We start from the raw sequence: 23,399 nt of genomic DNA, 5'->3' as shown, positions 1-23,399 counted from the left end.
CTGTGCGGCCCGCCAAGGGAATCGTCACGCGTGGCAGGGGAAACGATTTACGTAGTGCGCTACTGCAGATTCGGCCTGCGGCCGGCGGCAATACCCGGGCAGGCGGTCAGCAGACGGAGTCAGGTAATGACCGGCGTGTCCGGCTTGGGCTGGACCACCGGGCTGTCGCCGTTCAATTCCCGTTGCAGCTCTTGATAACCCGGCATTTCGGCGAGCCCGAATAGGGGCAACGAATGAGTGAGGAGCTGGTCGGCCTGTTGCTTGCCCAAGCGCATATTTTTCGCCTTGCGCTTGCGCTTGGTCTGCGATGCGCACTTCGACAGATCGTAGTCGGGCACCGTGCTCAGGCCGAACAACGGGAGCGAATGCGCCGGCAGCAGGTCGATGGTGCTGCCCACCGGTTTCGGTTTCGGTGGCCGTACCACGCGGGGTTTGGGCGGCGGTGGGGCCGGGGCTTTGCCCGTGACAAACCGCTTGGTGCGGTCGACCCACACCTCGGCCTGCTGCTCCCACTTGCTCTTCTTGCGGAACTTGTTGCTCTGGCCCATCTTTGACGGCCACCAGTTCTTCTGGCCGATCATCGCGGCCAGCGCGGGAACGGTGATGGTGCGCACCAGGAAGGTGTCGATCACGATGCCGATACCGATGGTGAAGCCGGCCTGAGCCATCGTGGTCACACTGGCGGCCAACAAACCGAACATGGACGCGGCAAAGATCAGACCCGCCGAGGTAATCACCCCACCGGTGGAGCCTACGGTACGGATGACGCCGACCCGCACCCCGTGCGGCGACTCATCACGTATTCGGGAGATGAGCAGCATGTTGTAGTCGGCGCCGACGGCAACCAAGAGGATGAACGACAGACCGGGCAGGCTCCAGTGCAGGTCCTGGCCCAAGATCAGCTGGAAGACGATGACGCCCAGACCCAGCGCCGAGAGGTACGAAACCAGAACGGACGCAATCAGATACAAAGGCGCCACGACGGCACGCAGCAGCGCCACCAGAATCAGGAACACGATGATGATGGTCGCGATGACGATGAACCGGATGTCGCTGTTGTAGTAATCGCGGGTATCTGCCATCACGGTCGGCATGCCGATCAGGGCGATCTTGGCGTCCGAGAGCTCGGTGTTCGGCAACGCGGAGTTGGCGACCTCCACGATCTTTCTGATCTGGTTCATGCCCTCGACGGTGAACCCGTTCAGCCCGCTCTGCACCAGGTACTGCGCGGCGTGCCCGTCGGGCGACAGGAACGCCTGGGCGCCCTGCTTGAAGTCGTCACGGGTCAGGATCTGCGGCGGAATGTTGAACCCGGCCATGTTCGGACGTTCGGCGTCGCGCCGCATTCCCAACAGGAAGTCGGAGGCCTCGTTCAGACCGCCGCCCATCTTTTTCACCTGGTCGACCAGAGCCTGGACGCCGTCCGCGACGGCGCCACTGCCGTCGGCGAGGGCGCCGGCACCCTGCTGCAGTTGCGAGAGGGTATTGGGCAGGCCCTTCACCATCTTCATGGTGTTGACGATCTGTTTCAGTTGGTCATCCAGCTTGCCGACCGTCTGCGCCAACGTCTGGTACTGATCGGTCTGCTGCAGCGTGACGGCAAACGCTTGAATCGAGCGAAGCAGGCCGTTGTTGCCGGACTCGACGATGGCCGCCAGCTGTCCGCGCGATCGCACACACGCGGGGTCTGCGTTGCAGGACGGACTTTCGTTGAGGGCCGTCACCATGGGGGCGGCCCACACCGCCGTGGTCTGGGCATCGCTGACGGTCCCGCTCAGATTGTTGCCGAGCGCCCGCATGCGGCTGACAGCGCCGGACGCTTGGTCGAGCTGCTGGATGGTCTTGTCGCCACCCATCAGCTGCAGCATGTTCTGCAGCATGCTGACCAGGCCGGCCGAGCTGGCGACAGCTTCGTTGACCTGGCTCCTGATCTGGGCCAGCGCGTCGGCCAATTGCCGGGAGCCCCCGACCAGATGGTCCAGCTCACCGCCGTGTTCGGAGATGGCCGAGGACGCCTCGTTGAGCTTGCTGCCGACCTCACCGGCCTGGAAGGACACCTTGGTCTCTTTCAGCGGTTCGCCGTTGGGCCGGGTCAGGCCACGCACCATCACGATGTCCGGTAGGTCGGCGATCCGGCGGGACATCATCTCCAGGTCGGCCAGCGCTGCCGGGGTCCGCAGGTCGTTCTTGGACTGGACGAACAGCACCATCGGACTCATCGAGTTCATCGGGAAGTGCCGGTTGAGGGCGTTGAACCCCCGGACGCTGTCCATGTCCTGCGGGACGGTCTTGAGGTCGTCGTAGTTGAACCTGATCAGGCTGGTGCTGCCGGCCAGGGCGAGCAGGATGACCAGGCTGCCGACCAGGTGAATCACGGGACGCCGCACAATGCGCGATCCCGAGATGCGCCAGAACCGAGTGGTCATATCGCGACGCGGCTTGATCCAGCCCCGTCGTCCGACGATCACCAGGACGGCCGGCAGGAAGGTGGTCGCGGCGATCAGCGTCACCACGATCGAGATCGAGATCGCCGGGCCGACGGCCGAGAACACTTCCAGCTTGGTGAAGATCATCGCGAGGAAGGTAACCGCGACCGTGGCCGCCGAGGCGGCGATCACCTTGCCGATCGACATCAACGCCTTTTTGACGGCGACGTCCGATGTTTCGCCGTGTCTGACGAAGTCGTGATATCGGCTTATCAAGAAGACGGCATAGTCGGTCCCGGCACCGATCATGACGGCGCTCATGAACACGATGCTCTGCATGTTGACCACAAAGCCCATCTCGGCCAGTGCGGACAACAGGCCCTGCGCACCGACGATGGACACACCGATGGTGGCCAGCGGCATCATCATCGTGACCAGATTTCGGTAGACGATGATCAGGATGACCAGCACGCTGATGATGGTGCCGGTCTCGATGATCTGGACGTCCTCTTCGCCGATCTTCTGCACGTCGGCGACGGTCGCGACCGGTCCGCTCATGTAGGCGTTGAGCGAGGTTCCCGCGACGGTCTTCTTGGCGATCGCGGTGATGTTGCGCAGCGCCGCCTGGCTTTCGGGGGAGGTGGCGTCACCCGGAAGTTGAATAGGAAGGTTCCAGGCCTTCTTATCCTTGCTTTCGAAGACCTCACGCGCTTTCGGCGTGCCCAGGAAATCCTGCACCTGCATCTTGTCTGCCGTATCGGCGTGCAGGTTGTCGATCAGTTTGTGATACGTGTCCTCGTCGGCGGCACTGAGACCCTTTTCGTCGGTCAGGATGACCAGCAGCAGTGAGCCGCCCTTGCCGCCGACGCTGGCACCGCCGCTGAATGCCTTGGCCATCTCGTGCTGGGCGATCATGGTCGGCGCATTATCGGGAAGCTGCTTCGGTTCGTGCTTGGCGGCCTGAACCTGCAGAGGCGGGAAACTCAGGACGAGCACCACGGCCACCGCGATCCAGGAACCGATCACCAGCCATGGTTGCTTGACGACGAAGTCGCCTACGCGGTCGAAGATCCCCCCGACCTTGGCCTCGTCGTGCGATTTCACCTGCCGCGCCACGTAATCACCGTACAGGCAGGAGCGCTGGTCAGGTGGGGGAACGGAAGATTCCGGAGTTTCGGAGACTGCGCGGCTCCAACGCTCGGGTGTCGACACCCTTCCGGACAAAACTCCTGATCAGAGCTTTGCGATCGGCCGCGACGCCGAGGATTCGCGAAGTTTCCGGCCTCAATTCAGCGGGCTCGAACGGTTGCTTGACATGCGTAAAGTTGGACGGATGTGCTGATCCGGGGGTCATCGAGGTTGCCGCTTTCGGCCCGCCGCGCGCGGGAGTCATGCGACACTCTCCCGGTGGCTCTCAGATACCGCCTGCAATCCAACCCGATCGTCGCGAAGCTCACCACGAAGTACTTTCTGCCGCTAGGCACCCGCCAGGTGGGCAATGACGTGGTGTTCTTCAACTTCGGCTACGAGGAAGATCCGCCGCTGGGTCTGCCCCTGTCAGACGCCGACGAGCAGAACCGGTACGGCATCCAGCTCTACCACCAGACCGCCAGCCAGATCGATCTCACCGGCAAGAAGGTGCTGGAAGTCAGCTGTGGCGCCGGCGGCGGAGCGTCCTACATCGTGCGCACCCTGGGCCCGGCGTCGTACACCGGTCTCGACCTCAATCCGGCCAGCATCGAGCTGTGCCAGAAGCGGCACAAGCTGCCCGGGCTGGACTTCGTCCAGGGCGATGCGATGAACCTGCCGTTCCCCGACGGATCGTTTGACGTGCTGCTCAATGTCGAGGCCTCGCACCAGTACCCCGACTTCCCGAAGTTCCTCGAAGAGGTGGTGCGGGTGCTCCGTCCGGGCGGCCACTTCCTGTACACCGACTCGCGCCGGATTCCCCATATCGCCGGATGGGAAGCGGTCTTGGCGGCCGCCCCACTGCGCAAGGTCTCCGAACGCGACATCGAGGCGGAGGCCAAGCGCGGCCTTGCTGCCATCACCCGGCGGACGCAGGAACAGGTCGGCAGCCGGGCGCCGGCATTCGTCGGGGCAGTGACCCGCTATGCCGCCAACCTGATGGACCGCGACCTGCGCAAGGACGGCGGCTTCACCTACCGCATCTACCACTTCGTGAAGGATTGACGGTCACTTCAGAAATGCTTCGACGATGAAGGCCGTCGTCGCCAGCTACGGCACCCGCGGCGATATCGAGCCGTGCGCCGCGGTGGGGCTCGAATTGCAGCGTCGCGGCCATGACGTGCTGCTGGCGGTCCCGCCGAACTTGATCGGCTTCGTCGAGTCGGCCGGTCTGGCGGCCGCCGCATACGGGCGGCGCGACTCGCAGCAGGAGTTGGACGAGCAGTTTCTGCATAACGGGTGGCGGTTTCAGAACCCGGTGAAGCTGGCGCGCGAAGCGATGGCGCCGGTCACCCGGGGCTGGGCGGAGCTGGCTACGACGCTGGCCCCGCTGGCCGAGGGCGCCGACGTCTTGTTGACCGGCCAGATCTATCAGGAAGTCGTCGCCAATGTCGCTGAGCGCCATGACATTCCGCTGGCCGCGCTGCATTTCTTCCCGATGCGGCCCAACGGCCAGGTCGCGTTCCCGGCGCGGTTTCCCGCCCCGGTGGTGCGCGCCACGATGAAGACGCTCGACCAGCTGTACTGGCGCATGACCAAGGGCGTCGAGAATGCCCAGCGTCGAGACTTGGGCCTGCCGGACGCGTCGAGTCCGGCGCCGCAGCGGATGGCCGAACGCGGGGTGCTGGAGATCCAGGCGTATGACGAACTCTGCTTCCCCGGCCTGGTGGCCGAGTGGGATGAGCGGCGACCGTTCGTCGGCGCCCTGACCATGGAGCGGCCCACCGAAGTGGACGACGAAGTCGCGTCGTGGATCGCGGCGGGCACACCGCCCATCTACTTCGGATTCGGCAGTATGCCGGTCGGCTCACTGGCCGACCGGGTCGCGATGATCAGTGCGGCGTGCGCGCGGCTGGGGGAGCGGGCGTTGATCTGTTCGGGCCCCCGCGACGACGCCGCGGGGATGCGGTTGCCCGACCACGTCAAGGTGGTGAGTGCGGTCAGCCACGCCGCGGTCTTTCCCACCTGCCGTGCCGTCGTTCACCATGGTGGCGCCGGGACCACTGCCGCGGGATTGCGCGCCGGAGTTCCGACCCTGGTTCTGTGGGTCACCTCCGATCAACCGATCTGGTCGGCTCAGATCAAACAGTTGAAAGTCGGCTGGGGCAGGCGCTTCTCAAGCAGCACCGCGGATTCGCTGGCGTCCGACCTGGAGAAGGTTCTCGCGCCGGAATTCGTATCCCGGGCCCGCGACCTCGCGGGCCGGATGACCAAACCCGCCGCCAGTGTCTGCGCCGTCGCGGACCTGCTGGAAGACACCTTCCGGCGCCGCTGTTAGGGCTTCCCGAACGGGCCTCGGACATGGGGCCGTCGGTGTAGGCTTCGCCTGTGTCCCTACTGATTACGGTGCCGGTATTCGGTCAGCACGAGTACACGCATGCACTCGTGGCCGACTTGGAGCGGGAGGGCGCCGAGTACCTGATCGTCGACAATCGTGGCGACTACCCCAAGATCGGCAACGAGCGGGTCAACACTCCCGGAGAGAACCTGGGCTGGGCCGGCGGCAGCGAGCTCGGCTTCCGAATTGCGTTCTCCGAGGGCTACTCCCACGCGATGACGTTGAACAACGACACCCGCATTTCTAAGGGATTCGTCGACGCCCTGCTGGACCGGCGGCTGCCGGCCGACGTGGGAATCGTGGGACCGATGTTCGATCTGGGATTCCCGTACTCGGTCACCGATGAGAAGCCGGACGCCGAAAACTACACTCCGCGACCGTTGTACCGCGTCGTGCCCGCTGTCGAGGGAACCGCGCTGGTGATGTCCCGCCAATGCTGGGATGCGGTCGGCGGTATGGATCTGACCACCTTCGGCCGCTACGGTTGGGGGCTCGACCTCGATCTGGCGCTGCGGGCGCGCAAGGCTGGGTTCGGCTTGTACACAACCGAAATGGCCTACATCAACCACTTCGGACGCAAGACGGCCAACACCCATTTCGGTGGTCGGCGTTACCAGTACGGCGCGAGTGCGTCGATGATCCGGGGGTTGAGTCGCACCCACGGCTGGCCCGCGGCGATGGGGATCCTGCGGGAGATGGGTGCTGCCCATCGGCGCAAGTGGTACAAGTCGTTTCCGCTCAACTGCACCACCAGCTGCTAAGCGCTGACCCGTACCGCCTCTTCCAAGAGGTCGGCGGCCTTGGCCACGGCGTCGGCCGGATCGCTCATCCGCGTTGATATCTCGCGGGCGCGCGCGGCGTAGCTTGGCTCGAGAATGGTCTTCACCCCGCGCAGCAGCGACTTTCGGGTGACGTGTGCAAAACGTTTCGCCGTGCCGACTTTCACGCGCTGCACCGCGGCCGCCCAGATCGGTTGATCGGCGACGTCCCACAGGATCATCGTGGGCATCCCGGCACGCAACCCGGCCGCGGTGGTGCCGGCCCCGCCGTGGTGGACCACCGCACGGCACTGCGGCAGCACCGTCGAATAGTCGACCAGCCCAACCAATTTCACATGACTGGGCTGTACCGCGGCAGTCGCGGCGGGGGAGTACACCAGCGCGCGCTCGCCCAGTTCGGCACACACATCGGCGATCATGTCGACGGTCTCGGTGGGCGATTGGACCGGGGTGCTGCCGAAACCGAAATAGATCGGGGCAGTGCCCGCGGCGATCCATTCCTCCAGTTCGGGGTTCGGCTCGGTGTGCAGCCGCATCGACAACGCACCGACGAAGGGCCGCTGCACTTTCCATTCGTGCGCGATTCCCGGAAACAGCGCCGGGTCGTACGCCTGGATCTCGGGCGCACCACGGCTCACGATCCGCTGCAGGGCGGGGACCGAGGTGGACGGCAGGCCCAGTTCGCGGCGCTGGGTGCGATCGGCGTCGCCGGTGGTGTACGAATACAGTCGCCATGATGCTTTGGCGACGGTACGGACCACGTTGCTGGGCAGTGGGAGCGACGGGATGCCGACCTGCCCGTTGACGTGCATCGGGAAGTGATGCAATGCCGCCATCGGGATGTCGTGGTATTCAGCGACATTGGCGACGACGCCGTGATAGGTCTGGCCAGTCATCAACAGGTCGGCACCCTCGGCCAGATCGGCCAGCGTCGCGCCCATCTCGGCCCAGCCTTCGACGAACAGCTCCTTGCCCGCCTGCGCCAGGTTCAGCGGGTTCTGTGCCTTGGTCAGGTTGCGGACGAACGCCGCGACCTGGTTGATCTGGATCCCGGAGTCCGGTCCGTACGCCACGCCGCTCAGACCCGCCGCCTCGACGAACCCGATCAGGTTGGGCGGCACCGCCATTCGCACGTCATGGCCGCGCCGCTGTAACTCCATTCCGACGGCGGCGCAGGGTTCGACATCGCCGCGGGTGCCGTGGACTGCCAGTACGAACTTCACGCCGACGCGACTGCTTCCCCCGCCAGCTCCTCGTACAGCAGGTCGGCCAGGCTGCGCACCGTGGTGTTGATGTTGGTCGCCGTGATGCGGACACCCGTCTCCGACTCGATGCGGGTTCGCAGTTCCTGGCTGCTCAGCGAATCCAGGCCGTACTCGGTGAGCATCTTGTCCACATCGATGGTCCGGCGCAGGATCAGCCCGATCTGCTCGGAAACCATGCGTCGCAACCGGGCCGGCCACTCTTCCTGCGGAAGCTTGTCCAGTTCGCTGAGGAACTTGCTGTTGCCACCGTGCTTGACGGTCGCCTTGAACGCCTCCGCGAACGGACTGTGCTGGGCGAACGCATTCAGCCACGGCGATCCGATGATGGGGGCGTAGCCGGTGTACGCGCGGTTGTGCCGCAGCAGCGCCTCGAACGCGTAGGCCCCCTCCTCGGGCTGGATCGCGTCGCCCGCCGCCTCGGCGAACGAGGTGGCGCGGCCGATCTCGCCCCACGGACCCCACGCGATCGAAGTGGCCGGCAGACCCTGGGCCCGCCGCCAGTGGGTGAAGGCGTCCAGCCAGCTGTTGGCTGCCGCGTAGGCACCCTGGCCGGGCGAACCCACCAGGGCTGCCGCCGAGGAGAACGAGCAGAACCAGTCCAGTGGCTGCGCCGTCGTGGCCTCGTGCAGGTTCCACGCGCCGTGCACCTTGGGCGCCCAGTCCCGGCGGATGAGTTCCTCGGTGATGTTGGGCAGTGTGGCGTCCTCGACGACGGCGGCCGCGTGCAACACGCCGCGCAGCGGCAGACCCGTCGCGGTGGCGGTGGCCACCAGCTTTTCCGCGGTACCGGCTGCAGCGATGTCGCCGCACTCCACCACCACGTCGGATCCGATGGACCGGACCAATTCGATTGTCTCCAAAGCCTTTTGGTTGGGCTGGGAGCGTGAGGTGAGCACGATGCGGCCGGCGCCGGCGCTGGCCATCTTTTCGGCCAGGAACAGGCCGAGGCCGCCGAGGCCACCGGTGATGATGTAGGAACCGTCGCCCCGGAAGACCGGCGCCTGCTCGGGCGGCATCACCACGCTGCTGCGCCCGACATGCGGAACGTCGAGCACCAGCTTGCCGGTGTGCTCGGCCGCGCCCATCACCCGGATCGCGGTCGCGGCGTCGGCCATCGGGTAGTGCGTGACCTCCGGCGTCGGCAGCGCGCCGGCGGCGATCTGCTGGTAGACGGTGCTCAGCAACTCGTGGACCTGCGCCGGGTGGCTCTCGGCCATCAGGGCCAGGTCGACACCGTAGAACGCCAGGTTCTGCCGGAACGGGAACAGCTCCAGCCGCGTGTTGGAGTAGATGTCGCGCTTGCCGATCTCGATGAAGCGTCCACCGAGAGCCAGCAGCTTGATCCCGGCCTGTTGCGCGGCGCCGGTCAGCGAGTTGAGCACGATGTCTACGCCGTAGCCGTTGGTGTCGCGGCGGATCTGTTCGGCGAACTCGTTGCTGCGGGAGTCGTAGACATGCTCGATTCCCATGGCGCGCAACTTCTCCCGGCGTTCCGGACTACCCGCCGTAGCGAAGATCTGGGCTCCGACCGTGCGCGCGATGGCGATGGCCGCCTGGCCGACGCCACCCGTGGCCGAGTGGATCAACACCTTGTCCCCGGAGCGGATCCGGGCCAGGTCTGTCAGGCCGTACCAGGCGGTGGCGTACGCGGTGGTCGCCGCGGCCGCTTCGGCGTCGGTCATGCCGTCCGGCACGGTGGCGGCCAGCCGGGCGTCGCAGGTGACGAAGGTGGCCCAGCAGCCGTTGGTGGACAGCCCGGCCACGCGGTCGCCGACCTTGTGGTCGGTGACGTCGGAGCCGACCGCGGTCACCACGCCGCCGAAATCGAGTCCCAGATCCGGCAATTGGCCGTCGAACGTCTGATAGCGGCCGAAGGTGGCCAGCACGTCGGCGAAGTTCACGCTGGATGCGCTCACCGCGACCTCGATCTCATTGGGCCCGGGTGGCACCCGGTCGAACGCGGCGAACTCCAGCGTTTCCAGATCGCCTGGCGTACGGATCTGCAGGCGCATGCCGGCGTCCGCGTGATCGACGACCGTGGAGCGTCGCTCCTCGGGCTGCAGGGGAGTGGGCAGCATCCGGGCGGTGTACCACTCGTCGTTGCGCCACGCGGTCTCGTCCTCGCCGGTGTTCTGCAACAACTGGCGCGCCACCTGCTCGGCGCCCTGGTCGCCAAGGTCGTTCGGCAGGTCGATGTAGCTGACCTTCAACTGCGGATTCTCCGAGCTGATCACCCGCAGCAGGCCACGCAGACCGCCCTGCTCGAGGTTGGCGTGGTCCTCGGCCAGCACCGTTTGCGCGTTGCGCGTCAACGCGTACAGCCGCGGCGGAGATCCGAGTAGGTCCGGGAGCTCACGGGCGATGCGCACCACGTGTTCGACGTACTGCCCGCCGCGGTCGCCGGACTCGTTGACGGCGTTCTGCTGCGGTGCGGTGATCAGCACGACGCCGTGGAAGGCGCCTTCCTGCAGTTGAGCGCGCAGTTGCTCGGCATGCGCGGCATGGTTGCCGGCGAACGGCCAGAACAGCGTGGTGGCCTGGGCGTCGTGCACCTTCAGGGCGTCGGTCAGTGCGGTGGCCGTCAGGTCGGCGGTCTCGGAGGTGGTGATTAACAGCCAGCTGCCGGGTTCGGTCACCGTGACGTCGGGCAGCTCGCGTGGTTGCCATTCGATGGTCAGCAACCGCTCACCCAGGACGCGGTCTCGCTCGCTGTCCGGCGAAGCGCCGGTGCCCAGCTGCAGGCCGCGCACCGTCATCAGGACGGTGCCGCTCTCGTCGACGATGTCCAGGTCGGCTTCCACGCCGCCGGCTCCGCATGCCGTCACCGTCGCGTAGCAGTAGCGGGCGTGCCGAACCGAACCGTAGGCGCGTAGCCGGCGGATGCTCAACGGCAGCAGCAGGCCGCCGTTGAGGGCGCTGCCCACGCTGGGGTGTGCGGCCACCGCCTGGAAGCAGGCATCCAGCAACGCCGGGTGCACCAGGCCGTAGGTGCCCTGCTGCGGACGCAGCGGACCCGGCAGCGAGACCTCGGCCAGCACGGTGTTGCCGGCGTTCTCGGCGATGTGCGCGCCACCGAGGCCCGCGAACGCGGGCCCCAGCCGGTGGCCGCGCTTGTCCATCCACTTGCGGATGTCGTCGCCGTCCACTGGGCGCGGGTGGTTGGCCAGCAGCTCGGGCAGGTTGAGCGCGGGCGGCTGATCCGCCGGGTTGGCCGCATGCAGCACCGCCGTCGCCTGCCGCTCGTAACGCCCTTCCCGGTTGCTCTCCACCGTGAAGTCGACGACGTCGGGTCCCTGGAAGGTGGCGGTGATTCCGACGGGGGTCTGCTTGTCCAGGGGCAGCGTCTGTTCGAAGCGCAGCTCGCGTACCTCCGCGGCGTCGCCGAGCACGGTGCGGGCCGCGACCAGCGCCATTTCGCAGTACGCGGCGCCGGGCAACACGTCGGCGTTGCGAATCTGGTGATCGCTGAGCCACGGCAGTGCGTCGGTGCCGACCTCGCCCTGCCACACGTGGCGCTCCGGCTCCTCGGGCAGCCGCACGTGCACGCCCATCAAAGGATGCGCGGGCACCAGCGCGCTGCGGCGAGCCACCGAGTCCAGGCCGCTGCCGGCCAGGAACAGCGACCGCTGGCTCCAGACGGGCAGCGGCGCATCCAGCAGCCGGCCGTCGGGGTAGAGCACCGACCAGTCGAGCGCGGCGCCGGCGGCATACAGGTCGCCCAGCAGCGCGCGCAGGCCGTGCGGCAGCGGCTGTTCGCGGCGCATGCTCGCCAGCGCGGCGGCCGCCTTGTCCAGGCTGCGCGCCGTCTGGTCCACCGCATTGGTCAGCAGCGGGTGCGGGGACAACTCGGTGAACACCCGGTAGTCGTCCTCCAGCGCGGCCTGTACCGCCGCGGCGAACCGCACGGTGTGGCGCAGGTTGTCGGCCCAGTAGCCGGCGTCGCAGTACGGTTCTTCGCGCGGGTCGAAGGAGGTCGCCGAGTAGTAGGGCACCTCCGGCTCCAGCGGTTCGATGTCGGCGAGCACTTCGTAGAGTTCGTCGAGGATCGGGTCCACCTGCGGCGAGTGCGAAGCCACGTCCACGGCCACTTCGCGGGCCATCACGCCGCGCTCTTCCCAGGCGGCGACGAGGTCACGCACGGACTGGGTGTCGCCGCCGATCACGGTGGACTGCGGCGAGGCGACCACCGCGACCACGACGTCGCTGACCCCGCGCGCCACCAGTTGGGTGATCACTTCCTCGGCGGGCAGTTCGACCGATGCCATGGCACCCGCGCCGGAGATCCTGGTCATCAGCTTGGACCGCCGGCAGATCACCCTGACGCCGTCTTCGAGCGACAGCGCGCCGGCGACGACGGATGCGGCGGACTCGCCGAGCGAGTGTCCGATGACGGCGCCGGGGTTGGCGCCGTAGGACTTCATCGCCGCGGCCAGCGCCACCTGCATGGCGAAGATCGTGGGCTGGACGCGGTCGATGCCGGTCACCTTCTCCGGTGCGGTCATCGCCTCGGTGACCGAGAAGCCGGACTCCTCGGCGATCAGCGGCTCGATCTCGGCGACCTTGGCCGCGAACACCGGTTCGGTGGCCAGCAGGTCCTTGCCCATCTCGGCCCACTGCGATCCCTGTCCGGAGAACACCCAGACCGGGCCCTTGTCGTCCTGCCCGGTGGCCGGCGGGTAGGGCACCTCGCCCCGGGCGACCGCGCGCAGTGCCTCGGTCAGCTCGCTGCGGCTTTCGGCGATGACGGTGGTGCGGACCGCGCGTGGGGAACGTCGCCGGGCCAGTGTGTACGCCAGATCCCGGATGTCCAGGTCCTCCTGTGCGTCCACCCAATCGGCCAGGCGGGTGGCCGTTTGGTGCAGGCCGTCTTCCGAGCTCGCCGAGATCGGGAAGATCAGCGCGCCCTGCAACGCGGAGGCGCCGTCCGGCTCGACGGTCTTGGGCGCCTGTGGTTGCGGTGCTTGTTCGATGATGGCGTGCACGTTGGTGCCCGAGAAGCCGTACGACGACACGGCGGCCCGCCGCGGCGTCGACTCGTCGCCCCGGGGCCACGGTGTGTTCTCTTGCGGCACAAAGAGATTGGTTTCAATCTCGGCGAACTTCTCGGGCAGCTGGGTGAAGTGCAGATTCTGTGGGATCACCCCGTGCTGCACGGCCAGCACGGCCTTCATCATGCCCAGCGCGCCGGCCGCAGACTGGGTGTGCCCGAAGTTGGTCTTCACCGACGCCAGGGCGCACGGCCCGGTAGTGCCGTAGACCTCGGCGAGGCTGGCGTATTCGATCGGATCGCCGATCGGGGTGCCGGTGCCATGCGCCTCGACCATGCCGACGGTAGCCGGGTCGACGCCGCCGGCGGCCAGCGCAGCCCGGTACGCCGCGACCTGCGCGGGCAGCGACGGGGTGACGATGTTGACGGTGCGGCCGTCCTGGTTCGCGGCCGTGCCGCGGATCACCGCGAGGATCCGGTCGCCGTCGCGCTCGGCGTCCGCGAGTCGCTTGAGCAGCAGCATCACGGCGCCCTCGCCGGACACGAAGCCGTCTGCTTTCACGTCGAACGCGTGACAATGGCCGGTGGCGGACAGCATCCCGATGGCAGAACCCGACGCCGCCTTGCGGGGCTCCAGCGTCACCGAGGCGCCGCCGGCCAGCGCGATGTCGCTTTCACCGTCGTCCAGGCTCTGGCAGGCCAGGTGGATGGCCGACAAACCCGACGAACACGCGGTGTCGACCGTCATCGCCGGGCCGCTCAGGCCCATGGCGTAGGAGACCCGGCCCGAGCCCATCGCGAAGCTGTTGCCCATGTATCCGTAGGGGCCGCTCAGGGTGTCGGCATCGGCGTGCATGAACAGGTAGTCGTCGTGCATCAGACCGACGAAAACGCCGGTCTGGACGGCGGTCAGCGCGTCACGGGTGAGGCCGGCGTGCTCCATGGCCTCCCACGACGTCTGCAGCAGCAGACGGTGCTGCGGGTCCATCTCGGTGGCTTCGCGCTCGGTGATGCCGAAGAACTCCGGGTCGAAGTCGGCGACGTCGTCCAGGAAGGCGCCCCACTTGCAGACCGTACGGCCCGGCACACCCGGCTCGGGGTCGTAGAACTCCTCGACGTCCCAGCGGTGGGAAGGAACCTCGGTGACGAAGTCTTCGCCGCGGAGCAACGCTTCCCACAGCCGTTCCGGGGAGTCGATGCCTCCCGGCAGTCTGCACGCCATACCGATGACGGCAACCGGAGTGACACCCGTCCTGTCCACGTCGTTCACCTCTCCATACCCGCGTGCATACCCGCGCGTCCAACCCAGGCCTCGGTGCAGCTTTTCCCGGCGGTCAGCTCGAATCTCGATTCGTTTCGGGGGGCGCCGCTGCGCTGCGCGAGTGAGCGAGCCCGTCCATCAAGCCCCGAACAAGCTCTGCCCCCGCGCCGAAGCCAACTCACATTCATGAGGTGATCAGCAGCGTATCCGCTTTGCTCGGTGGATGTGGAAAAATCGTGCAGACGTACAAGAATTGTGCGTATCTTCACCTCGTCGCCAGGTCGGCACCGTGCGCGGTGGCCGGGCCCGCAATCGAGTGGCAATCAACCGGCTGAATGCGTGGTCGCCAGGGATCAGAGACCAGGTCGCACATCCGCGTCCTGGGCGAACGTTGCTGGTAGAGGCTTTTTTCGCGGTTCGCCGGCGGGACCTTTCGCGGTTGCGGGATCCTGTGCTTCGCGTGCTGCGCCGACGATCGCCGTGACGAACGGACCGAGCGCTCCGGGTGGGGTCTGGCAGCGGTGCGCCCGGGGCCGGCGGACCCGTTCGTAAGGAGGAACGACCGAAACGGCCGGTTCGGCAAACGTAGCTACCGGGCGGTTTACCTGCCCGCGCGACGGTTCGGGATGCGCCCGCGGCTGGGCGCCCGCCACCGGCAAAGTTGGCCGGATTTTGCGAAACCGCCCACGAGCCGCGCAGCGGCGTCATAGACTTCGGTTCTCAGCACCGCAGCTTCGTAGCTGGAGCGTTGCTATCGCTCGATGTTGCTGACGGTTATCGCTCAGCGCGCGACCATTCTATTCTCGCGCGTTCCAATTCGATTTTTGGTGCTTGAATACGGGCCGTGTCCGGCCCTTTTTCGTTTTACGGCCCCGCCATTCGGATGAGTTCCGATTGACGGGGCCGTAAAACAAAGGGCTATTGCGCCAGCTGGACAGCTGCCTTTGCGTACTGACCCTCGCAGGCGCGGGCGAATACGGACTTCAGAACCTCAAGGTAGCGGCTCACCGATTCGCGGGCCACCGGGTTGTTCGGGAAGTTCACCATGATGGAAACCTCGTCGAAAAGCCGGATCACCGAGAAGTACAGATAAGCGGGGTTCCGGCCGTCGTTGTAAGCCGTTGCATTCGCACCCTTCAGTGCGGTGGCAACTACGGCGGAAAGGGGCGGCAGGCCGGCGTCCATGTAATTCGTCATGAAGAACTGCGACGAATTCCGCTTGAGCCAGGGGGCCAATTCCAGAACCCGCTCGTAAGGCACGTTCGCCATGTCCATGTTGTCGTCGAATGACGCCTGGGTGGAGCGAGCGGTTTCCGCGAAGGAATTCGGGTCGACGGCAACGGTGAAAGGCACCGCGCCGGTGAACCAGCCCATCGAGAGGTATTCCTCGGGCGAATTCCGTTTGTCGACCGGAGTCATGCCGCTGTAGGTTTCCTGGCCGGTCAGCTCGTAGTGCGCCAGCGCCACGCAGCCGAACAGCCCGCCGCTGAAGCGAGCATTCGCCGCCATGCAGGTGGCCTCGAACTTGGCCGTTTGCTGCGGAGTCATCAGCTTCTCAATCATGATGTCGCCACCGCAGGCGTGTGACTGCTCACCCAGCGGCAACGGGAATTCCGGCAGGCCACCGCCGTTGCTCTCGGCGAAGTCGATCCATTTGCGGACCTCGGGGGTGTCCAGCGTCGCCTCGGCCGAGATCTTCGCTTCACGAATGCAGAAGTTGTCGTGGCTGCCCGGTTCCGGCATGACCAGCGGCGGTTTGCCCTCAAGCAGCGCGCGGTAGTTGGTCAGAATCTCGACGTACAGCGACGAGACCACGGCCGGGTCGCAATGCAGGTGGTCGACAATGGCGAACAACGAGCAGTGGTTCTCGTGCTGAATCAGACCGAAGCGGAAGCAGTCCCATTCCAGCGGAGGCGGAGTGGAGACGACCAGCTCACGCCATTCCGGCTGCGTCATTTCACCGTGCTGAACCGGAGCGAGCTGGATGTCGCGCGGGTTTTGAATCTTGTGCCGAACAATGTCCTTCGGACCGTTGTATTCGAACCAGCTGCGGTACGTTTCGTGCCGGCGCACGTGCGCGTTGATGACGTGCGTCATAGTCCGGATATCGCACTTGCCCGGAATTTCCCACGAGCCCATTACCAAACGCGAATAGTCGAGTCCGCGCTCGCCGAATTCCACATAGCCGCGCAAATGGCCGGCCTGCATCGAACTGGGCGGCACGTCAACGACAGGCGCTTTTGCAGCTTTCGCGCGTGAGGCCGGTGTCGGCTGCCACGTCACGACCGAACCAGGGCCAGGCTCCCAGTCGTAGACGATTCCTACGCCGAGAGTGACGTCTGCTGATCCCCCGCCTATGATCACGCTTCCTCCTCGATTTCTGCCGGCTGCCAAGCAGCGGCGCTTGGTCTTTTCTACCTCATACAGGTGTTGCTGCGTCGCCTTTTGATGTCAATTGCTCGTAAAGGTGATCTGCCAAGCCCCGAACGGTGGTGATGTCGGTAGTCGTGACGCGGATCTTGACCTCAGACTCGATATGGGTGCGCAGTTCCAGGTTGCCCAGCGAGTCCATACCGAACTCGGAAATCGGACGGTCGACGTCGACCGATCGACGCAGAATCAGGCCGACTTGTTCGGAGATCATCCGGCGCAGCCGGGCCGGCCATTCCTCACGGTCCAGCTCGGCGAGCTCGGCCAGGAACTTGCTGGTGCCTGACCGACCCTTTCCGGCGGACTTGAATGCCTCGGCGAACGGAGTGCGCTGGGCAAAGGCGGTGAGCCACGCCGACCCGATGACAGGGGCGTAGCCGGTGTAGGCGCGGTTGTGCCGCAGCAGCGCCTCGAACGCGTAGGCCCCCTCCTCGGGCTGGATCGCGTCGCCCGCCGCCTCGGCGAACGAGGTGGCGCGGCCGATCTCGCCCCAGGCTCCCCACGCGACCGAGGTGGCCGGGAGTCCCTGAGCACGCCGCCACAGGGTGAAGGCGTCCAGCCAGCTGTTGGCTGCCGCGTAGGCGCCCTGACCGGGAGAGCCGGCCAGCGCTGCCGCCGAGGAGAAGGAGCAGAACCAGTCAAGGTCACAGCCCTGGGTCGCTTCGTGCAGATGCCACGCGCCACGCACCTTGGGTGCCCAGTCGCGCTCGATGAGTTCCTCGGTGATGTTGGGCAGGGTGGCGTCCTCGACCACGGCGGCTCCGTGCAGCACACCGCGCAGCGGCAGGCCGGTAGCGGTGGCGGCGGACACCAGCCGCTGCGCGGTGCCGGGTTCGGCGATGTCGCCGCATTCCACGACGACGTCGGCGCCGATGGAGCGGATCAACTCGATGGTTTCCAGCGCCTTCTGGCTGGGCTGTGAGCGGGAGCTGAGCACTATCCGGCCCGCGCCGGCGCCGGCCATCTTCTCTGCCAGGAACAGTCCAAGGCCGCCGAGGCCACCGGTGATGATGTAGGAGGCGTCGCCGCGGAACACCTGCGCGTGCTCCGGAGGAAGCACGACGCTGCTCCGGCCGGCGTGCGGGACGTCGAGGATCAGCTTGCCGGTGTGCTCGGCCGCGCCCATGATCCGTACCGCGGTGGCGGCCTCGGCCAACGGGTAGTGGGTGGCCTCGGGCAGCGGCAGCACGCCGTCGGCGGTCTGCTGGTAGACCTGCTGCAGCAGTCCGCGGACCTGGGCGGGATGCGTGCGCGACATCAGCGCCAGGTCGACGCCGAAGAACGCGAGGTTCTGCCGGAACGGGAAGAGGCCGACCTTCGTGTCCTGATAGATGTCCAGCTTGCCGATCTCGACGAACCGCCCGCCCATGGCCAGCAGCCTTATCCCGGCCAGCTGGGCGGCCCCGGTCACGGAGTTGAGCACGATGTCGACGCCGTAGCCGTCGGTGTCGCGCCGGATCTGCTCGGCGAAGTCGGTGCTGCGGGAGTCGTAGACGTGCTCGATACCCATGTCTCGCAGAATCTGCCGGCGCTTCTCGCTACCGGCGGTGGCGAAGATCTCGGCGCCGGCGGCGCGCGCGATCGCGATTGCCGCCTGGCCAACACCGCCCGTGCCGGAGTGAATGAGCACCTTGTCGCCGGAACGGATCCGGGCCAGATCCTGCAGGCCGTACCAGGCGGTGGCCGAGGCCGTCGTCACAGCGGCAGCCTGGGCATCGGTCAGCCCTTCGGGCAACGTGGCGGCCAGGCCTGCGTCACACGTGACGAAAGTCGACCAGCAGCCGTCCGGAGACAGGCCGCCCACGTGGTCACCCACCTTGTGGTCGGTGACGTCGGAGCCGATCGCGGTCACCACACCGGCGAAATCGAGGCCGAGTGGCGGCTGCTTGCCGTCGAAGGTCGGGCAGCGGCCGTAGGCCGCCAGCACGTCGGCGAAGTTGATGCTGGCGGCGTTGACCGCAACCTCGATCTCGTTCGGGCCCGGTGGCACCCGGTCGAACGCGGTGAACTCCATCGTCTGTAGGTCACCGGGAACACGGACCTGCAGCCGCATGCCCTCTTCCCGGTGGTCGACGACGGTGTTGCGGCGTTCCTCCGGTCGCAGCGGCGTCGGGTACAGCCGCGCGGTGTACCACTGGCCATCGCGCCAGGCGGTCTCGTCTTCTTCGGTGGCCAGCAGCAACTGGCGCGCCACGTTCTCGGTGCTCTGGTCGCCAAGCTCGTTTGGCAAATCGACGTAGCTGACCTTCAGGTGGGGGTGTTCGGCACCGATCACCCGCAGCAGGCCACGCAGTCCGCCCTGTTCGAGATTCGGGCAGTCGTCGGCCAGCACCGTCTGGGCGTTGCGCGTCACCACGTACAGCCGCGGCGCTTGGCCTACCAGTTCGGGAAGTTCGCGGGCGATGCGCACCGCAAGCTTGACGTACTCCTGGCCGCGGACGATCGAATCCGCATCGGTGCCGCTCTGCCGTTCGGTGAGCACCACCAAACCGGAGAAGCTGGCGGATTCGAATTGCGTGCGCAGCCGCTCGGCAGCGGCGTCGTGGTCGCCGTGCAGCGGCCAGGACATCGTGGTGCTCTGTGCGTCGTGCATCTTCAGGGCGTCGGTCAACTGGGTGGCCATCATGTCGGTGGCTTCGGAGGTGCTGATCAGCAGCCAGTTGCCGGGCTCCGTGACGGTCTTCTCGGGCAGCTCGCGTTGCTGCCATTCGATGGCCAGCAGCCGCTCACTCAGCAGGCGATCGCGCTCATCGCTCTGGGATACGCCGGTGCCCATCTGCAGGCCGCGCACCGCCAGGAGCACGGTGCCCTGCTCGTCGAGGACGTCGATGTCGGCGAGCACCCCGGTGCCGTCGGGGGTCACCGTGGTGAGGCAGTAGTGAGCGTTGCGCGCGGAGCCGTACGAGCGAATCCGGCTGACGCCCAACGGCAGCAGTAGGCCGCCATTACCGGCGGTGCGGGCGCTGGGGTGCGCCGCGACGGACTGGAAGCACGCGTCCAGCAGGGCCGGATGGATGCCGTAACCGCCCTGCTGTGACCGGATGGATCCGGGCAGTGCGACCTCGGCCAGCACGGTGTCGTCGGTTTCGGCGGTGTAGGCGGTGGCCAGGCCGCAGAAGGCGGGCCCGAACTGGATGCCGCGCAGGTCGGCTTCGAGCCGGAGGTCATCGCCCTCGACGGCGCTCTGGTGGCTGGCCAGAAGGGCAGCGATGTCGCGTGGAGCCGGCTGATCGGCAGCCTCTTCGTCGCTCAGGGCGTGCAGGACGGCCGACGCCCGCCGGGTGCGTTCCCCGCCCTGGGTGGTCTCCACCGTGAACGGAACCGTTCCGGGTGCCTCGACCGTGGCGGTGGCGCCGACGTAGGTTTCTTCGTCCAGCAGCAGCAGCTGCTCGAAGGTGACGTCACGCACCTCGGCCGCGTCGCCCAGCACGGTGCGGGCCGCGGTCAGCGCCATCTCGCAGTACGCGGCGCCGGGAAGCGCGGCGGCACCGTGGATCTGGTGGTCGGCGAGCCAGGGCAGGGCCTCGGTGCCGATGTCGCTCTGCCAGACGTGGCGCTCCGGCTCCTCGGGCAGGCGTACATGCGCCCCCAGCAGCGGATGCACGGCGACGGCATGGGTGTGCGCGAGGCGGTCGGTGCTTTCCAGCAGCATCAGACGCCGGTGGGCCCACGCCGGCAGCGTCGCATCGACCAGGCGCCCGGCCGGGTAAAGCTCCGCGAAGTCCACGGCGGCACCCGCTGCGTACAGGTCGCCCACCAGGCCGCGCAGGCCGTGCGGCAGCGGTTGCTCGCGGCGCATGGCGGCCAGTGCGGCAGCCGACATGTCCAGGCTGCGGGCGGTCTGGTCGACGGCGTGGGTGAGCAGCGGGTGCGGGGACAGCTCGGTGAAGACCCGGTAGCCATCTTCGAGGGCGGCCTGCACCGCGGCGGCGAAACGTACGGTGTGGCGCAGGTTGTCGGCCCAGTAGTAGGCGTCGCAGTACGGCTCTTCACGGGGGTCGAACGACGTGGCGGAGTAGTAGGGAACCTGCGGTTCCAGTGCGGTGATGTCTTCGAGTGCCTCGGTCAGGTCGTCAAGGATGGGGTCGACCTGGGGGGAGTGGGAGGCCACATCGACGGCCACTTCGCGGGCCATCACGTCGCGCTCTTCCCAGGCGGCGACCAGCTCGCGCACCGTGTGGGTGGCCCCGCCGATCACGGTGGACTGCGGCGAGGCGACGACGGCGACCACGGCGTCGTTGACACCGCGCGCCATCAGTTCCGACAGCACCTGTTGGGCGGGCAGTTCGACCGATGCCATGGCGCCGGCTCCGGCGATGCGGGTCATCAGCTTGGAGCGCCGGCAGATCACCTTGACGCCGTCTTCCAGCGACAGCGCGCCGGCGACGACGGAGGCTGCGGACTCCCCGAGGGAGTGCCCGATCACCGCGCCGGGGGTGACGCCGTAGTCCTTCATGGTGGCGGCCAGGGCCACCTGCATGGCGAAGATGGTGGGCTGGACGCGGTCGATGCCGGTGACCTTCTCGGGTGCGGTCAGTGCCTCGGTGACCGAGAAACCGGACTCCGCGGCGATCAGCGGCTCGATCTCGGCGATGGTGGCCGCGAACACCGGCTCGTTGGCCAGCAGGTCCTTGCCCATCCCGGCCCACTGCGAACCCTGCCCGGAGAACACCCAGACGGGCCCCAGCTTGTCCTGGCCGACCGCGGGCGGGTACGGCGTTTCGCCGTCGGCCACCGCACGCAGGGCGTCTCGCAGCTCGGCGGAGGACGCGGCCAGCACCGAGGTGCGCATCGGCCGGTGACTACGCCGACGGGCCAGCGTGTAGGCCAGGTCGGAGATCTGAAGGTCCGGGCCCTGCGCTTCGACCCAGTCCGCGAGCTGGCCGGCGGTCGTGCGCAGCGCTTCCTCGGAGCTGGCCGATACCGGGAAGATCAAGGTGCCTGCCAGCCCGGTGGCGCCCGCGTCCCCGGCCCGGGGCGCTTCCGCCGGCGCTTGCTCCAGGATGGCGTGGACGTTGGTACCCGACATGCCGTAGGACGACACCGCCGCCCGCCGGGGAACGGCCTGGTCGTCCTTGGGCCATGGCGTAACTTCTTGCGGCACAAAAAGATTGCTCTCGATCGCGGCAATCTTTTCGGGCATCGTGTTGAAGTGCAGGTTCTGCGGCACCACGCCGTGCTGAACGGCCAGCACCGCCTTCATGAGCCCCAGCGCACCGGCGGTCGACTGAGTGTGCCCGAAGTTGGTCTTCACCGACCCGAGCGCGCACGGGCCGTCGTTGCCGTAGACGGCGGCCAGGCTCTCGAACTCGACGGGGTCGCCGACCGGCGTTCCGGTCCCGTGCGCCTCGACCATGCCGACGGTGCCGGGGTCTACGTCGGCGGCGTCCAGTGCGGTGCGGTACACGGCCTCCTGGGCCTCCACCGAGGGAGTCACGATGTTGACGGTGTGACCGTCCTGGTTGGCCGCGGTGCCACGCAGCACGGCCAGAATCCGGTCGCCGTCGCGCTGGGCGTGGTCGAGGCGCTTGAGCAGCAGCACGGCCGCGCCCTCGCCGGAGACGAACCCGTCGGCCTCGACGTCGAACGCGTGGCAGCGGCCGCTGCGCGACAGCATGCCGTTGGCCGAACCCGACGCGAAGCGGCGCGGCTCGAGCATCGCGTAGACACCACCGGCAAAGGCGAGGTCGCTCTCGCCGTCATTGATGCTGCGGAACGCCAGATGCGCGGCGAACAGACCGGAGGAGCACGCGGTGTCCACGGTGACCGACGGGCCGCGCAGGCTCAGGGCATAGGACACCCGGCCGGACGCCATGCAGGAGTTGGTGCCGGTGTTGCCGTACGGGCCTTCCAGGGTGCCGGTCTCGGCCTGCACGAACTGGTAGTCGCCGTGGTTGAGGCCGATGAACACCCCGGTTTGAGTGTTGGCCAGCTGCGCCGGAGTCAGGCCGGCATGTTCCATGGCTTCCCAGGACGTTTCCAGCAGCATGCGGTGCTGGGGGTCCATCGCCACTGCTTCTTTCTCCGCGATAGCGAAGAACTCGGGGTCGAAGTCGCCGATATTGTCCACGAAGGCGCCCCACTTGCAGTGGGAGCGACCGGGCACGCCAGGCTCGGGGTCGTAGTACTCGTCGATATCCCAGCGGTCGAGCGGCACCTCGGTGACGAAATCCTCGCCCCGCAGCAGCGCCTGCCAGAGCTGTTCAGGTGAATTGATGCCCCCCGGCAACCGGCACGCCAGACCAATGACCGCAACCGGTACGCGTGTCTTATCCACGGTGGTACGTCATCTCCTTAGCCCGCGCTTCGAACCCTCTTCGGTAAAGTTCTCGTCGAACTTCGGTCCGCACTGCTCCAACCGCAGCTACGGACGCGTACACCGACCCCCAGATTTCGGCGCCAACTACATAGTTGGGCGCGTTCAGAAGCGTAACCGGTTGATTGGTCACATGTGGAAAAATCGTGCGAACGTACAAAAATAATCAGCCAAGGTGACAGCAATCACATCGAACGCGCGCTCGCTGGTCCGGTCGTTGGGTGGCAACAAAACCGCAGGTTACAGAGGTGGCAACCCACGCGGAGGTTCAGTCGGTGGTCGCTGGGCGGCGCGCGGCCCGCTTGGTCAAGCCCGGCGCCGTGATGGTGAACGGTCCTTTGTGGATGCATCGACTTAGGTAGCTGGCCCTCCCTCTGAACGTCCCGAGCGAGGATCTCACCTGCGGGTA

Annotated in this window: 8 protein-coding genes; 3 read left to right on the top strand and 5 right to left on the bottom strand. The window is 67.0% G+C overall.

The window, feature by feature from the left end; all coding sequences use genetic code 11:
- Positions 1 to 119: 119 nt before the first annotated feature.
- Positions 120 to 3,530: an RND family transporter gene (locus QXK92_RS06725; RefSeq protein ID WP_306244239.1), complete on the bottom strand. Its 3,411-nt coding sequence runs from the start codon at positions 3,528 to 3,530 to the stop codon at positions 120 to 122.
- A gap of 231 nt (positions 3,531 to 3,761) precedes the next feature.
- Here QXK92_RS06725 and QXK92_RS06720 point away from each other — a divergent pair, with 231 nt between their 5' ends.
- Genes QXK92_RS06720 through QXK92_RS06710 form a run of 3 tightly spaced genes read left to right on the top strand, consistent with a single transcriptional unit; the run spans position 3,762 to position 6,713 of the window.
- On the top strand, positions 3,762 to 4,619 hold the full coding sequence (locus QXK92_RS06720; RefSeq protein ID WP_306240891.1) for a phthiotriol/phenolphthiotriol dimycocerosates methyltransferase: 858 nt from the start codon (positions 3,762 to 3,764) through the stop codon (positions 4,617 to 4,619).
- A gap of 25 nt (positions 4,620 to 4,644) precedes the next feature.
- Positions 4,645 to 5,892, top strand: a complete 1,248-nt coding sequence (locus QXK92_RS06715; protein ID WP_306240890.1) for a glycosyltransferase — start codon at positions 4,645 to 4,647, stop codon at positions 5,890 to 5,892.
- Positions 5,893 to 5,942: 50 nt separating this feature from the next.
- Positions 5,943 to 6,713 (top strand): glycosyltransferase family 2 protein, encoded by a 771-nt coding sequence (locus QXK92_RS06710; RefSeq protein ID WP_306240889.1) that lies wholly within the window; start codon positions 5,943 to 5,945, stop codon positions 6,711 to 6,713.
- Here the strand turns inward: QXK92_RS06710 and QXK92_RS06705 are convergent.
- The 4 genes from QXK92_RS06705 to pks2 (QXK92_RS06690) form a co-directional block, all read right to left on the bottom strand.
- Positions 6,710 to 7,954: a glycosyltransferase gene (locus QXK92_RS06705; protein WP_306240888.1), complete on the bottom strand. Its 1,245-nt coding sequence runs from the start codon at positions 7,952 to 7,954 to the stop codon at positions 6,710 to 6,712. The genes QXK92_RS06710 and QXK92_RS06705 overlap by 4 nt on opposite strands.
- Positions 7,951 to 14,253, bottom strand: coding sequence for a sulfolipid-1 biosynthesis phthioceranic/hydroxyphthioceranic acid synthase (gene pks2, locus QXK92_RS06700; RefSeq protein ID WP_371934497.1), 6,303 nt, complete (start codon positions 14,251 to 14,253; stop codon positions 7,951 to 7,953). The genes QXK92_RS06705 and pks2 (QXK92_RS06700) overlap by 4 nt, the downstream gene beginning before the upstream one ends.
- Before the next feature lie 909 nt (positions 14,254 to 15,162).
- Positions 15,163 to 16,527 carry a condensation domain-containing protein gene (locus QXK92_RS06695; protein WP_306240886.1) on the bottom strand — a complete coding sequence of 455 codons (1,365 nt, stop codon included), beginning with the start codon at positions 16,525 to 16,527 and terminating at the stop codon, positions 15,163 to 15,165.
- 136 nt (positions 16,528 to 16,663) lie between these two features.
- Positions 16,664 to 22,951 carry a sulfolipid-1 biosynthesis phthioceranic/hydroxyphthioceranic acid synthase gene (pks2, locus tag QXK92_RS06690; RefSeq protein ID WP_306240885.1) on the bottom strand — a complete coding sequence of 2,096 codons (6,288 nt, stop codon included), beginning with the start codon at positions 22,949 to 22,951 and terminating at the stop codon, positions 16,664 to 16,666.
- Positions 22,952 to 23,399: the final 448 nt, after the last annotated feature.

Source organism: Mycobacterium sp. TY815, assembly GCF_030755135.1.
In the GTDB taxonomy this organism is placed as follows: Bacteria; Actinomycetota; Actinomycetes; order Mycobacteriales; family Mycobacteriaceae; genus Mycobacterium.
This window is presented reverse-complemented; position numbering and strand designations above follow the sequence as displayed.

Coding starts and splice junctions, on each gene's coding strand:
- QXK92_RS06715 (WP_306240890.1), top strand. CDS start 4,645: ATGAAGGCCGTCGTCGCCAGCTACGGCACCCGCGGCGATATCGAGCCG.